General features: G+C 36.1%; 7 protein-coding genes. 2 read left to right on the top strand and 5 right to left on the bottom strand.

What is annotated here, in order from left to right:
- Position 1: 1 nt before the first annotated feature.
- The 4 genes from ACHRWY_RS01335 to ACHRWY_RS01320 all read right to left on the bottom strand — a co-directional run bounded on the left by ACHRWY_RS01335 (position 2) and on the right by ACHRWY_RS01320 (position 13,428).
- Positions 2 to 9,910, bottom strand: coding sequence for a SpvB/TcaC N-terminal domain-containing protein (locus ACHRWY_RS01335; protein WP_395351774.1), 9,909 nt, complete (start codon positions 9,908 to 9,910; stop codon positions 2 to 4).
- Positions 9,911 to 9,988: 78 nt separating this feature from the next.
- A complete protein-coding gene (locus ACHRWY_RS01330) occupies positions 9,989 to 11,956 on the bottom strand; it encodes a T9SS type A sorting domain-containing protein (RefSeq protein WP_395351772.1) in 1,968 nt (655 codons plus the stop codon).
- A gap of 28 nt (positions 11,957 to 11,984) precedes the next feature.
- Positions 11,985 to 12,716 carry an outer membrane beta-barrel protein gene (locus tag ACHRWY_RS01325; protein WP_395351770.1) on the bottom strand — a complete coding sequence of 244 codons (732 nt, stop codon included), beginning with the start codon at positions 12,714 to 12,716 and terminating at the stop codon, positions 11,985 to 11,987.
- 10 nt (positions 12,717 to 12,726) lie between these two features.
- Positions 12,727 to 13,428 (bottom strand): outer membrane beta-barrel protein, encoded by a 702-nt coding sequence (locus ACHRWY_RS01320; RefSeq protein WP_395351768.1) that lies wholly within the window; start codon positions 13,426 to 13,428, stop codon positions 12,727 to 12,729.
- A gap of 183 nt (positions 13,429 to 13,611) precedes the next feature.
- Between ACHRWY_RS01320 and ACHRWY_RS01315 the strand changes: the two genes are divergently transcribed.
- Positions 13,612 to 14,259, top strand: coding sequence for a hypothetical protein (locus ACHRWY_RS01315; protein ID WP_395351766.1), 648 nt, complete (start codon positions 13,612 to 13,614; stop codon positions 14,257 to 14,259).
- A 178-nt stretch (positions 14,260 to 14,437) separates the two neighbouring features.
- Here ACHRWY_RS01315 and ACHRWY_RS01310 read toward each other — a convergent pair whose 3' ends face one another.
- Complete coding sequence (locus ACHRWY_RS01310) at positions 14,438 to 14,848, bottom strand: response regulator (RefSeq protein ID WP_395351764.1); 411 nt, start codon at positions 14,846 to 14,848, stop codon at positions 14,438 to 14,440.
- A 797-nt stretch (positions 14,849 to 15,645) separates the two neighbouring features.
- On the opposite strand from ACHRWY_RS01310, the gene ACHRWY_RS01305 reads away from it, so the two are divergent.
- Positions 15,646 to 16,464: an alpha/beta fold hydrolase gene (locus tag ACHRWY_RS01305; protein WP_395351762.1), complete on the top strand. Its 819-nt coding sequence runs from the start codon at positions 15,646 to 15,648 to the stop codon at positions 16,462 to 16,464.
- The last annotated feature ends 20 nt before the right edge of the window (positions 16,465 to 16,484 follow it).

The following is a 16,484-nucleotide window of genomic DNA, read 5'->3' as shown; positions in this document are numbered from 1 at the left end:
ATTAATCCTTTTTATTTCTTTGAGCAGCGACACCGCCACCTGCGCCCACGGTAGCCGTTTTTGCAGCATTCCCAAGACCCTGGCTTGTAGTTCTGTCTATTATAACATTAGCGCCTTTATTAATTACAGTTCTCTGATTTCTTGTTAATCCAGATGTATTAAATTTACTTTCGACTGTTATTCGTCTTCCAGTAAATATATTTTCCATATCATGGTCAAATATAGCCTTAGCTTGTCTTCCTGTCGGAGTCTTACCACCCGTCATAACTTTTGATTTTCCGTAACGAAGGTAACCTTTTCCCGTATATTTTATTTCGGTAATCGCTTCTCCTAATTTTCCTTTGGCGCTTCGGGATAGATTATTTGTTGAATTTCTTACGGCGTTGCCTACTAGTTTGCCTCCGGCTCCCAGAACAGCACCTACAGTACCATCAACTACTACATCCCTCACGGTTGTTTTTTGTCCCTGAATAGCTCTGCTTGCAGCACCTCCAACGGCATTTGCTCCTCCAGAAACACCAGCCGTAACCAGTAAACTGGCACCTCCGGTAAATCCTGCGGCACCTCCTACAACAGCACCCTGAACGGCAGCACCACCAACAGCTTTCCAGTTGTCTACTTTTCCGTTTTTATATAATTGGGTTCCCGCTTCTATCGCCCCGCCTATAATTCCTCCTATTAAAGCTCCTGCAGCAGCTGTTGCGCAATTAGGGCATTCTCCATCTGGATCTATATATTTTACAGGATTATTGTATGAAAACGAATACGACGCTAAGTTAAATGAATTAAATGCACCTCCGTTAGTCGATTCTGGCTCTTCAAAAAAGTCTTCCTTAAACATTAGCGGATCAACACTGAGCCACAAACTAGCTTTCATATCGAGATATCTCGCTCCATAATAACTTAAGTTTGTTTCTCTGTCTAACTCCTTACCATTGAACAAATAAGGAGAAGAAAACGAACTTGAATGCTCCTCAAACAAAATCTCTCCAAAAGCAATATACTCTACATGCTGCGATATAGAACCATTTTTGGCTGTAATATAAGAAGTACTTCCCAAATGATCAGCATGAAAATAAAAAATATCGTTCTCCGGCATTCCGGTTCCTGTAAAACCTTCTCCGGCTTTTACTGTTGTTGGTTCTATTGGCGGCCCAAATTGTACAGGTGGCCCAGGTACATCTCCCGGTGCATTAAAAATCGGATTTCTTGGCCATCCTTCCGGAGGTTCCTGATTTTCCTCAACAGGTTTAAGCACCTCACTAGGATATGGATTTCCTGTAAATTCCGGTGTACCATAAATTCCTTGCTGCGTAGGAGGTCCCGGTGGTAATCCCAGGCTTCGTACATAGGCATCTACCGCTTTTTGCTGCTCAGCGGTAAGATTAGTGTAATTTACTCCTCCCGCTGTTAATCCTAACGGTTGTGCAAAAGTTCCATTACCGAGTTTGCTGACAATTCGCCCGCTTCCCTCAAAATAATGCTTGGTAAATTTCCCTTTTCTTATAACAAAATAAGGACTTATATAACCCGTGTAATCATCTGTATGTATAATTGTGGCGGCAGTTTCGCCATTGATTGTCACGTGCTGCGAATCGCCTGAACTTTTAATTACACGTTCTCCGTTACTATCATACGAATATTGGTAAATTCTTCCATTATCATTAATTCCCATCAAACGATTTTCTTCGTCCCATGTCATTTTTCTAAAACTTTGGGTTTCTGTATAACTTGTTGGGTTTCCGTTTCCATCATATACATATTCACGAGGATCTTGTTTTGCTGTTTCTACAATTTTATTCGGCGTATGCGGATGTAATTCGTTATCGTAACTGTAATCCAAAACATATCCCTTTTGTTCATTGTTTATAGTATGCAGCAAATCTTTCTTCGTAATACTGTGTATTTTGTTATACGTCATATTAAGCTCATAATTTGCTTTTGTAAATTCACCCTGATACGTTCCTTTGGCGGATTTCAATCTATAAAAATCATCGTATTGGTATTCCTGAGAAGATGTTCCTCCCAAGGTATTGTTGATTATTGGGGCGGTATTTTTAATGCTTAGTACATTTCCAACCAAATCATAACCGTAGGAGTTGTTTAAAATCTGCCTTGCACCGCTTTTTACCTGCAGCTCTTGCAATCTTCTCATTACGGCATCGTAAGTATAATTGGTTTCTGTATCGTTTCCGTACTTTAAATATTTACGCTGTTCAAATTCATCATAACTTAATTGTTTGATATAATCATAGGTATGACTTTCTTTTTTACCCTGCATTTTTTGCAGGTTTCCTGCACGGTTATAGGTATATTCTACTACTTCTCCATCTGGATAAGTCATTTTTTGAATACGATTCCATGTATCATATTCAAATTGTGAAATATATGTCTGCACATCTGTAGGTGTAATACGAAGTGTACGTATTTCTTTCTCTATCTCTCCCAGTTTTCCAAAGAAAAATTCCTGTCCACCCGTTGCGTCCTGTACAAACCATAATCTGCCTCGGCGGGCGGGAGTTCCATCGGCTTTACCATAATTAAACTGGATATTATTCTGCGGATTTTTAGGATATTTTATATTTTCCAGACGGTTATAATTATATACATATTCTATAGCACCGCCATTTGGAACTGTGTTTTTTAAATCCTGCGTAATACGGCTCGTTAAATTACCTGCCAGATCATACTGCATAGTCGTTGTACCGGAATCAGGATGTGTAAAAGCTGTGCGTTTTCCAATCCAGTCGTAACTAATTTTGGTAACATGATCCAATGCATCAGTCACTTTTATCGTTTCTCCCAGCGCATTCGTTTCAATTTTTGTAATTAAATCATTCTGTATAACGGCTAAGTTTTGCCCGGTAGCATCTGTATAAGTCTGGCTTGTTTTATTTAAAGCATCAGTTTGCGTGGTGCTTAATACCGGCAGGCCTTCATAATTTGCTATAGCATAAACAGTAGTATTTGTGCTTCCGTCCGGCAAGGTTATCTTTACAGGTCGTCCTACCTCATCATAATCCGTTTTGGTTGGTGCTACATTCGACAGTGCTGTACTAAAATTATTGTCTATAGTTGTTGTCGTTGTTGGATAATAAGTTGCTATTGGTCTTTCTAATCCATCATAAACTATTTTTCCTGAAACTACATGTGCTTCCTGATCCGGACTTCCCGGCTGTGTAAATAAACTTGCCGTTTTTTTGACCTGCAAAGGCCTTCCCAATCCGTCTGTATACGTATAGGTTTCAATGTCTTTGTCCAGTTCAGGATCATAATTTCTGGTTTTGGCATATGGAACTTTTGCTTCCGGAAAATATTCATAGGCAATAGTATACGGTTTCCCCGAAGCAATTTCATAAGGTGCTTTTATAGTCAGCGTACGTCCTTTAGCATCTAAGGTATAAATTGTGCTTTGATCATTGCGGTCTGTTGTTTTAAGTGGTATTCCAAAATGATAATCGAATTCAACTTTATTTTGATACCCAAACGCATCTTTTATTTCGGTCATGTATTGATGATTGTCTGAATCGTATACATACTCTAAAGTCATTCGCTGTCCTTTGTGATTTACAGGCCCGGTAATTTTTTCAAGGTTTCCGTAAGCATCATACGCAATGTCAGTAACAGCAATTTTATCTGCAGCACTATAATTTCTTATTTGTGTTACATCTGATGTTGCCGGATCTATTGTCGTAGCTCTTTTACGACGAAGTCCTTCACTGGTAAAAACTTCTAATTGTTTTGCAATTCCGCCATAATAAGGACTTGTACTTTCATAATACGATATTTTGGCTGTCACTTTATCATTGGCAGAACCGTTTCCTAAATCTTCATACTGTGTGATATTTCCATTAGCATCGTAAGTATTAAAAATATTAGTTTCGAGATAGTCACTTCCTCCTTCGTAAACTTTTTCATTAGTATGAATTAATCCAACAAAAATGCGCTTAGCATCACACGATGGCAAATTTAATTCTGAAACCGAAACGCTTGCCTGCGTTGCCACGTCAACTAAACTATATTCGTTTTCAGACTCTTTACGGATTTTGCCGTTTTTGTCTAAGGTATAACTATGCTTTAAAAGATTTTTCCTGAAATAATCGTGGTTGTGAAATTCCTGAACAGTTGTTGAAAAAAGGGAATTATCAGCTGCATCAATTTCCTCTTCAATAACCTTTTCAAAACCATAAAATTCTCTTTCACGACGATCATGATAAGCGTTTTCATATCTAAATCTAGCTATTGAATTATCAATTCCGTCCCCAACATGTCCGTCAAAAACATTCACGGATTGTAAAACCCATTTTGCAGATGGATTGTCATAGGTTGGTTTTATTAATTCGTAATCTACAACATAACTATTTCCTGCACCGTTTGTTACGCTTTTTAATTTGTTTGTTCTTTTTATATTTGACAATTGTGCTGTTAAATGTCCGTCTTCTTTTGAAACAACATAATCTAAATTTCCATCACCGTCAATATCCATAAAAGTTCCTTCAGAACGGTTTGTACTCCATCCCTGGCTTGCTCCAAGAGTTGGTGTAATACGAAGCAGCCAAATAACAATATCAATTGAGAAATTCGCATTCATACCGTAGCTTACCCCTTTATTCTGGTTCATTTCCTGATATCTCGGATATACAACAGGTGCAGCAAAAGAATTACCTAAGTTTAGGGAAACCTGCATAGAACCGCCTTCATATTTTATTTTATCAGAAAGCCCGTCACCGTTAATATCCATAAGTGATTCGTCACTATCAGATTGAGATCTGGCATAATTAGCCCCTCCGGAAATAGATCCCTGTTTAATGCTGAAACCTAATCCGGCACTCCAATCTGTTGAACTACCCCCATTTAAACTATTATGATTCCATTTTTCGGCTGGTAAAAATCCATACCCTGTATTTAAGTATACATCTCCGGAATCTGATATTTTGTCCGGCAGTCCGTCGCCATTAATATCACTGTGAATCATAGTAGAATGATCTTCGCCTTTACCCTGTGAAGCACTTACAGAAATACTGTTACCTCCCTTTTCAGCTTCTTTTGCAGCCGTTTCTTTTGCGGAATCTCTTTTTACACTAGATTTAGCGACTGTAACACTTGATGAGTTTGCAGCAGCCCCATGACTATAACTTCCTCCAAAATTAGGACCTTCGGTACTCGTTTTAGAGTGACTGAAATTATCTCCTATATTAATTATTTCATCGGAAACTTTCCCAACAGGTGCTGTCAGCTGCACATTTCCTCCTCGAATATAATCCGGAAATTTATCGCCATTAAAATCACTCATCGTCTGCGTTATATAAGAGTCACCGTCGATTGATTTACTGTAACCAATATTTGCCTGTCCTGCAGAAACTCCGGCAGAAATACTTTTACTTTTGCTTTCGCTGATCATGTCCAGTGCAGAAGTACCTCCTCCGGGCAAATTAGGAAGCGTGAAATCTGCATACTCCGAAATATCATCTTCTCCCAATCTTGACGTGCCAATTGTTGGGCCTTTTATGTAAATGCCTTCCTCTAAACCTTCCCATTTTGCCTTGGCATACGACGGATTTAACGATACAAAATAACTATCTGCAACTTCATATCCAATTCCTTCATAGTTCTCAGGATCTGTGTTTCCTAAATCCGGTTCTGTATTATATGCATCAGACTTTTTTAGAAGCGTTTGATCAATTGTATTTGACGCTAAATTTCCATTGATCGCAAATCCGCACCATTGACGATAATACAATCCAAAACTTCTTTCATCAGCATTTAAAAGACTGTAAATACTAAAATCATCTGAAGACTTATTCCAAATAACATCATCAGCAGGATTTGCTATATCTTTTAAATCTGTAACCTGAACCTGAATACTTAAGGCATTTGCTTTTGGATAATCCTTAATTATTGTGATAGACTGCGCATTAGAAACTGTCATTTCTAACTCAATTGGCACCCCTAAGACTGCATCCGGATAAGTAACAGAATTATCAAAGGCGTTATTTACAGGAATTAAAACTCCTCCTGCAATTTGATAACGGATGCGTGCCAGTAATGTATTATTTTGCTTGGCCGAAATAATCACATCACCATTGTAATCATTAATATTTCCCGGATATTGAAAAGGTGCTGCTAATGTAAAATCCTGAGGCAGGATGCTTAATTTTACTTTTCCTGATGACGTAGACGTTATGCCGCCCATAGTATAATTTCCTTCTCGCTTGTTATACAACAAATGGGAAACTTCCAGAGGAACCTCTTTAGCAAGTTCTCCCGGATAAGCGGGTACAGTTACACTTGGGGTAAAAGGAATTGTCTGCCAGTTTATATTGGTATCTGTCTCCAAAGCCAGAGATACCATCGTTTCGGCCTCAAATGCCGGCATAACAATCGACGAAAGATCGAATGAACTGACTTCATTTGCCAAAAAGGTTTTTTGAAAAACAATAACAGGAACATTCGACTGATCGAGGTATGTTTTTTTGATCACCAGTTTAATATGATCTGAGGTCAAAGGTTTATTTAAAATTCCTTTCAATACAACATTTCCAGCTACAGGAACTACTCCTCCTCCTGGTGAACTGCTGAAAAAATCGGCACTGGCCTGATAAGAAGATAAGGAATAAGAATTAACATCTTTTAATGAAGAAGGAACAGTAATATCGCTTTCGGTTATATTCCCGTTAACATCCCTGTCAAAGTGTTTTACCTGCGAATAAGTAATAGTTGGATCCCAGATAACGGTATCAAAATTTCCATCTTTAACAGAGCTCACCCTAAAATACAATCGCTCTCCTTTTTCGACAGATATGGCTGCATTTTGTTTGGTTTTTGTGTTATAATCTGTCCCTGTAATTCCTTCATTCCAAATTAACTGATTTCCTTTCTGGAAATACAAATGAACACCATCGGCTTTATCTTCACCGGCATTATTAACATATTCAGCACGCCTTTTAATTCTTTCCGGCGTTGATTCAGGAACTAATTGATATTGGTGTGAAACCGAAATAATTCCCTTTGCAGGAGCTTCCCACATACGAACGACATCATGAAGCGGATTTTGCTTTTCTAATTCTTCTGACGAAATAGATGTATATCCCGGAATGGTAACATTTCCGCCTCCAAAAACCGGGGACGGAGTTCCGGCACTGCTATTTTTAAAAGTTGGAATTCCATTCTCCAATCGGTTGTAATATACTTGTCCGTTACGAACAAAATCAACCAGACCATCTCCGTTAAAATCCATGAAATAGGCTTTGGTCTTGTTGCTTGAACGCTGCTGGTCGTAACCAATATTCCCAAATTTTAAATTTAAATCAACACCCCAATTAAAAGAACTGGATTTTGAAAACCCAACATCACTAATATTAAGTTCCTGCAGATCTCCAAAAGCGAGTTGACCTGTTCCGGCTAAATTTTTTCGGTAATAAACGCCATTTTTATTTTTGAATACTTTATCCGGCAGTCCGTCACCGTCCAAATCTTCTAATGTAACCGTAGTATCGGAGCTTCCCCAGTTATTTCCTCCGTGACCTCCAACAGTAAATCCTTTAAGACTTCCTGTATTTGTGGCCAAACCTATCCCAAGTCGATAACTTACACCTGTTGTAGAGCCTTCTGTACTGCTTACCAGTGAATGTTTTCCTGAAAATAAGGCATTACTATAAGATGGAATTGAGTTATTTTTTAAATTATCATTTGGCACACTCCAGCTCTGTTCCGGTCCAAATGGATTGTATTTTCCTGAAGCATCACGAACATCATCAAAGTATTCTAACTTATTGGTATAAAACAATTTTGACTCTGAATCATATTCTGAAATTGATTCTAACAAAGTCTTTTTAAAAGCACCTTCTTTATACTGCAGTTCATAACTGCGAATCATATCATTTTTGTAACGCACTTCTATTTTTCGAAGTAACTGATTGTTTAACTGCCTGAAACCTAATCTTGCCGAAATCTGCACATCCTGACGATTTGCTTCACCTAAATCTCCATTTTTAACAAACGTAATGCTGTAATTTCCTTTTTGAGAACCATAACCTGTATAATATACCTTTTTAAGATATATCCCGCCATCACGTTTATCGTATTCATATTCTACAGTATTTCCATTTAAATCGACCTGAAGACACAGCGCCCAATACCCAACGTTTCCGTTTGCATCCTGCAGAACAGCAGCAGTCGAAAGTCCGGAAGTGGTACCGCCATAATAACTTGCGTTTCCGCTTTTATCTTTCACTACCCAATAATAATTTTTAGGCGAAGACCCTTTACGAATAATTTGCTGAAAAGCGCCTTCACGTCTTGGATAAAATTGTTTATCCGTAGTTCTGCCAATCCATTCTGCCCTGTGCGAATTGGGTATGACAGATTCTCCGCCAATAGTATAACTTTCCGTTTCATTTGAAGCATCATATCTCGGTGCTCCCCAGCGCGTTTCAATATTTACAGCAGGAACCGAAACATCCCAGCCCATTCCTGCCCAGCTGTGTCCGCCATCACTGTCATATTGCAGTTTTAAAGAAGGCTGCATTCCTCCTCTTCCTCTTGGAATTATAATGGGAAAAGCAGTGCTTGCCGTTCCTCTTCCGTTTGGGGCTGGCGGTTCTATAGACTGAACTCCAACCAGCGGACTGGCTGCTTTTAAATCTTTAATACTTGTTGGTGTATAACCGGAAGTTTCCGGAGATTCCGGCATTTTTACAATTCCAGCAATAAAATCAGTAAAATGTGTTGTTTTTGCTTTAATTAATCCGTGTTTTATATCTAATGAATCTTTGGCGATTTCCTGCCAAAGGCGTTTGTTTTCATCAAAATAAAACACGTTGATATCTTTTTCTGTATAACCGTCCGGAATTGCTTTTTTGTTGTACGGAAGTGATAAGGTTACCGCTTTTTCAAAAATAGTTCCGTGAGGCAGCAATCGAAATCCGGCGTTGCCATTGGTAACATTTACCATTGAAGCATTCAAAGGCGCAATGTCTATTTTTCTTAAACCACTTACAGAAACTGTTTCGTCATTTTTTAACGCACCAACAGGGAAAACTGCAGAAAAGTCTTTATATTCCAGATTATTCGCTGTCTCAAAATTTATGTTTTTGAAGATGCGTTCTTTTGCATTTTCAATTGGTCTGTAACTTTCAACTTTTGAAAACTGATCTAGTCCTATTTTTTCGCTTACAATTAATCCTGTTGCTGTTTCTTTAATAACAGAAATAAATTTATTGGTGCTTACTGCATCCAAAACCAATTCAAATTCCGGCTGATTTACATCGACAGAAATTCCTTCAATCGTAAGCTTTTTTATCTGTGATGGAAAATTTGTACCTTTTATGTATAATTTATTCTCTGCTTTTAGAAGTGTAAAATTATTTATTACAGCCGTATTTTTATATACGATTCGTACATTTTTAATTTTATATCCGTTTAAAATACCCTCCGGTGCTGTAAATAATAAAACGTTATCTCCGGTTCGCAGCGACTTTTCAGACAATAACTCTGACTGTTTGGTCCAGGCTTTATTTTGCGATAAAAACTGCCCTCCGATACTTGGCTGATTGTTTAAACTTCGTGAAACCGAAGCTGTCTGATCATAACCAAATAGCTCATATTCCAGATAAGCGTTTTCATTACCTTGGGGCAATTCATCAATTTTAAGATGAAAAACATTATCATAAGCATCATCAACATCATCAGGATTATTTACTCCGATAATTCCCTGTTGGATATCTGCAGAAAATAATTTGGTGCTTTTGTTTTCTTCTTTTAAAACAACATTCAAATCTGAATTTGAAACAGCCGGTTCTTTACCTGAAGAATCAGCAGTAAAAAAAGAAGGAATTTTATAGTCACCAAAATTGGCGGCAAACAAAAATGTACCTATTAAAAACAGCAGTAATATAATTTTATTTTTCATAGAGCTGATTAATCGATTAGTTGTAACCGGTTTATATTATATTTGGTTCAGCAGAAAGAAATTTCTTCAGCTGCCCCATTATTTCACAATAACTTTAAAGACTTTAGTGCCAAAATCTGAATTTACTTTTACCAGATACATCCCGGAAGATCCTTTTATAATATCTTCATGCAGATACGTTTCAATCTGGCTGTATTTTTTTTCTTTTAAAAGTGATCCTGACAACGAATAAATACTGATTAAAGCATCTGTCTTTTTAGGAAACTGCATTGCAAGGGCAAACTTTCCGTCAGGCGTTGGGTTTGGATATAAAATCAAAACACTATAATCTGTAATCTCCTTGCCGTCTGTTGTTACAGCAATTTTCTTAGACGTTTTGCATTCCTGATCATTAATCAATCGAAGCTCATAAGTACCTGCCTGATCTATTAATATTTTTGGGTTATCGTCTATAAAATTACCTTCGTAAAACCATTCATATTGATAATTTCCTGTTGGAAGATCTTTACCTGCATCCAGGAGCAAAGCGTTTCCATTTGTCAATAAATAATCTGATTTCAGATTAGCAAACGTCCCTTCCTTATCTGCTACAAATACGGTTTCTGAATAGAGATTTCCTTTTATATCTTTTACGATATAATCATAAGTACCTGATGAAAGCTGAACGCCGGTCTGACTTTTTGAAGCCTGGTTCCATTGTTTAACAATAGCTTCGCTTCCTTCTTTTTTAACAGTAACAGTAAAAGGTGCTTCGCCGCCTTCAATTGTATAATTTAATTGTCCGGAACCTGCTACTCCACAAACCGACTCTGTAATCCAGACTCTGCTGAACATTTGAGGCGCTACTTTTAGCGTAAACTTTGCCGATCCTGAATTGTGTTTATTCCAGTCGAAATCTTTTAAAACTAACTTTTCGGTGCTTGAAGTACTTTCTAAACGAATGTATTCTGAATCATTTTCGTCATAAGTTCCTTTTCCGGAATAGTCTACCAATAACCAGTAATAAGTATCTTTTGGCAGGGTTCCTTTTACAAATGCAGGATTAAAAGACCAGTCTAAACTTAAATCTGACGGGTTTTTAAAATCCAGGTTCCATTCTCTTGAAACACCAATAGGCTCTCCTTGTTCTTGTTTTTTTACTAAAAGATTCTTGCCATTATCACTCCAAAAAGCAAAATAATTATTGGGAATATTGTTCGATTTGCTCTTAACTTCAAATGTCAAAAGCCCTTCGTCGACCATACTATTACTTTTTACCTGCAGTAATCCGCTGGCATCATCGCGGCCTACAGCGGTAATTGACGAGCTAAATCCTTTGTGTTTTTCGGCATCCCAAATTGTTTCTCCTTTACTATTTACGTAATTCTTATTCTCAAACTGAGAAAGAGAAATACCGTATTTTATGGCTAAATAACTTGCTGCTTTCTGAGTTTCCAAACCATTAAGAACACGGTTATAAACCAAAATTTCGCTTATGCTTCCTTTAAATTCTTCTGGTGGTAATTTCTCCGATTTAGATTTTTGACCAATAGTCAGCGATGAGAGCTTTGCTATACTATCGGTAATATTTTGCTGAAAAAAATGAATATTGGCTTTATGAGGCTTGATTTTTTCCTGATACGACTGGTAAGAATATTTCTTTAAGTCAACCAATCTTTTATTTGTAGCTGCCGAAATTACTTTTTGAGGATCATTTATTGTCCATAAAAACTGTTCTTTTAAACTGTCTTTAACTTTATAAACCATAAAAAACGTCTGACGCCTTTTACTGTTAACACCCAGCGGTACAATTAATGAATCCTGAGTTGTATCGAAAATAATACTTGGATTATAATTAAAAAGAACACCGCTGTGTTTTTTAGCAGATACTCTTGCTTCTTTATTATTTATAAGACTTTCCCAATAATAATTTTCGCCTGTATTTTTAGATTTTAACCAAAAATAAGGTTCTGAAACCGCTCCAGGCAGTATTTTTTCCTGCGAGAAAGTCAGGCTCACAGTACATACTGTTATTAAATTTACCAGTAAAAAAATCTTTTTATTCATAATTTAAACTGATTTAAGAGCTTATTTATTAAAAATTACCTAAGTCATCGAAGTCAAAAGAATAGCCTATAATTAATGAAATACTATTGATTTTATTTTTGTTTTCGCTGTAGCGATGTCCATTTTCTTCTGTCATTAAAGCATCTGTAAGCCCAACAGTATATCGGGCTCCAACAGAAAAGTTAGAACTGAATTCATATCCTGCAGATAACATTCCGTAGAAATAATTTTTCCCGCTCAAAGATTCTTTGAGTACTTTTTGCACATTTGCATCTGTTTCAAACGGAACGCCCGAATCTGCAAAAATTTCCTGTGCATTTGAAGAATATTTTATATTATCAGCCGCAATATTAAAACCAACATAAGGACCTGCACCAATATAAAATCCCTGAAAAGGATAAAACTTAAGCTGCGCTCCTGTATTTATATAACTATAGCCAAAAGTCATTTTATATTTCAGCCCTTTTACATCTTCATAATTTAAATCTGTAGACTGACCGGAATACGAAACCTCAGTCTGAATGGCAACTTTAGCATAAGGATATTTCCAGTTGATGAAAAAACCACCGGTCCCGCCAAATTTCCCTTCTTCTTTTAAAGTATAACCTTCATAAATACCTTTGGGTACTATAACATCCGGAAGATTGGACATAGACGAATAAATACCTCCGGCAAAAAGACCGTATGTAATTTCTCTGTCACCTTGTGCAAAAACTGATTTTGTGCTTACTAATAAAAACAGTAGAATAATTTTTTTCATTTTTTATAAATTACCATTGATGAAAACTGTAGCCTAGAGAAAAACAAAATACACTGCTTTTATTTTGGTTTTCAATAAACTGAAAAGAAGATGCATTACTTTTTACCATATCTTTTACCCCCAGATAATAGCGAAAATCAAAGTGAATACTCTTATGAAGTTCATACCCCAATGCAAAACAAAGTGCAAAATCATCGGCACCGTCAAGACCGTCTTTGTAAAACTGTCTTGTAGCCACATCGTACATTCCGCCTGCTTCATTCGAAGTATAAGTAATATCGTTAGGAGACAAATTGATGCCGTAAAAAGCACCAACTCCCAGGTTCAGACCTTCATAAGGATAAACTTTATATAAAGCCCCTATTTGCAAAAAAGAATAATTAAGCCCCAGTTCAAACTCTTTTCCAACAACATCACGATAAGTAACTTTTTCGCCTGACTGCCTAAATAAAATTTCAGGCTGAATAGCAACACGCGTGTCATAAAGTTTGAAATTAAGAAAAAAACCACCCTCTAAACCATACTTCCCCTTGCTTTCCATTACACTGTTATCAAAGGTATTGTCCCTTCCTTTGATGCTTTCCGGTAAATTGCTAAAGTTAGAATGTAGTGCTCCAAACTTTAAACCATATGTTATGTTGGTCTCATTTTGACTGTAAATTATAGTGTTAAAAAAACAGCAAAATATTATTAAGGGTATTATTACTTTCATTACTGGAAATTTTTGCGAATATATGTATTAATTTTAGTTTACAGCAATTAAAACCCGACAAAAGGACTTATAAAGCCGACAATATACCTGATTTCATGTAGTAGCCCATTTCAAGATTACTTTTATCTTTACCGCTTTATTCTGGATTAAAGCTATTATATTTACTACAAAATCTTAAAAACTATGAAACCTACTCGTTTATTTTTAATTATATTCCTGGTATTTACTTGTAATATCCATGCAAAATATATTAAAGCTGTTTTGTATATGAAAGATGGAGCAATAAAAAAAGGGCTCGCAGAAAAAGTAGTCAGTACTGACTCTAATGTTAAATTTAAAGCAGACAAAGAAGCCAAAAAAGAAAAAATCTCAAGCAGTGAAATCAAAAAAATTGAATACATAGATTTTGATAATGTAAAATACACAGCCGAAAGACTTTATGCGACGACGGAAAATATATTGAACGGAAAATTTTCGAGGTCTGCCCAAAAAAAGTGGTTCTACATTATTTATGACAAAAATGCAAAAATAGGATATATAACTGAACCTGGCAGCAACAGACCAAATGCCGGAGGAACCAGCAGGGTAATTACTTATGGAAGCAATTCGTATTTTTTTGGAAAAAAGAATAGTGAAGAATTATTTTTTGGTTACACTAAATCCGCAGGAAGTGATCTTGCAATAGGCACTGATTCGTTAATTCGTAAAATGTCAAAAGAAGCTTTTTTAGACTGCGAGGAAATTTTAACTGCTGTAGAAAAAACAAATTTTAAGGTAAATACAGTAATCGATCAGCTGGAAATTATTTTTGACCAAAATAAATGTAAGTAATTCAGGTGGAAATTAACATAAAAGAGATAGCGCTTGTTTAATAAAACATAATTTAGTACATCTATATGTATCCCTTTTTTTTCAGGCAGTTTGCGAATGGAGTTCATACCATAAATTGAACTGCTGTCCCGTCGGGAACATCTGTAAAATATTTGGCGTTAGCAAAAGCGGTTACATTTCAAGTCAACATACTTTTTTCAGGCTTTTCAGGTATAATTATCTTTTGTAGGGACTTAAAAAGCTTTCGAAAGTTCGCACGCTTCTTCAAAAACTGTACTTTCTTGAATTTGTTCATTGCTTCCTGTAGCATATGTCCGGAATTTCGGGAATAAAGTACAACTGGAATTCTTTTTAGCCCCTTAATATCTCGAAGTAACTTAAGAAATCCAGTTCCATCAAGATGTAGCATGTTATAATCCAGGAAAATTATATCGGGTGATAATTTTGAATCCTGAAGTTTTTTTAGAGCTTCAAGTGGACTACTTTCTACGGATGATCTAATTTTATGATTAATTGCATTCAGTACCAATACAAAAGTCTCTGCATCATCATTTATGTCGTTGACTAGTAATATATTTTTGTATTTCATTCCCCAAATATTTTTTAGCGAAAAAAGTTCTAATTTAAGGCAGTTATTGTCTTTAAATTCAGTGCAATTTTATAATAAAATAAAACTATATCAAAGAGCAATAAGGCTAATTTGTAATAACTCTGAAAAACTTTGTAATAACTTACAGTCTATATTTTAAATTGATAAATACCAGTATTCACTGTTTTATTTTTTTTCTTTAGTAAACCACAAACTTAGTGGCATTGGTTAAGTTTTGATCATGCAGCAGCAAACCCTTTATTGCAAAAAACCAAGGAGCTTTACGCAATTCACTAAAGTATATTTTATCAGTTTTTTGACAGAATCGTGGCACAGTAGTATTAAAACCCAATACTGAATCGTAGCGTGATAATGTTTTTCGCAGAAAAATTGACGCTTTTTCTATATCCCTTAAAAATCATCTCATAAATTTTCGATATATCGTAAATAAAAAAAACTCACAAAATCACTAAACCATTGATTATAAGTAATTTTACACCTGTGGCACATTGATTGTTTTATAAATGATATCTGATTATTATCATAAAAAAATATCCTCATGACTATAAATCTCATCATAATTAGCGAAGCCAAAAGAGCAGATCATTTAAATAGTAAACAGGCCTAAAAAGGGAATTATTTTTTTTCTTAATCTAGGTTAACCAACAGACTTCCGGACCTGATGTAAGTTTGTAAAAGAAAAGAACAACAAGTATTCAATCAAAATTAAAATTTAATTACAAAACTAATTTTAACATTAATAAATAAAAATTTTAATAATCTAAAACCATAAAAAAATGAGCACATTTAAAACACAAGACGGAACAGAAATTTTTTACAAAGATTGGGGAACAGGACAACCAATAGTTTTTCACCACGGATGGCCATTATCCAGTGATGACTGGGATGCACAAATGATGTTTTTCCTACAACAAGGATACAGGGTTATTGCTCATGATCGTCGCGGACACGGACGCTCCGGTCAAACTTCAGAAGGAAACAATATGGAGACCTATGCATCTGATATCGCTGAATTAGCTGCTGCTCTTGATTTAAAGAACGCTATTCACGTTGGGCATTCTACCGGTGGCGGCGAAGTAGTACGCTACGCTGCAAAATACGGGAAAGAGCGTGTTGCAAAAGCAATCATTATTAGTGCTGTAACGCCAATTATGATACAAAATGAAACAAATCCTGAAGGCGTTCCTTTAGCTGTTTTTGACGAAATAAGACAAGGCACCGGATTTAACAGAGCACAGTATTTTTATGATTTTCCTATTCCGTTTTACGGATGGAACCGCGAAGGAAAAACAGTTCAGGAAGGTATTAAACACAATTGGTGGCGTCAGGGAATGATGGGTTCAGTTTTAGCTCATTATGAGGGAATAAAAGCTTTTTCTGAATCAGATTTTACAGAAGATCTTAAAAGTTTAGACATTCCTGTTTTGGTTCTTCACGGGGAAGATGATCAGATCGTTCCATTTGGTCAGGCTCCAAGAGCAGCAAAACTTTTGAAAAACGGAAAACTAATTTCTTATCCTGGATTTCCTCACGGTATGCCAACTACAGAGGCGGAAACAATCAATAAAGATATTCTGGATTTTATTAAATCATAAGCAGGCATTCTTTCAAAATT

The organism is Flavobacterium sp. FlaQc-48, assembly GCF_044007335.1.
Lineage (GTDB): Bacteria > Bacteroidota > Bacteroidia > Flavobacteriales > Flavobacteriaceae > Flavobacterium.
This window is presented reverse-complemented; position numbering and strand designations above follow the sequence as displayed.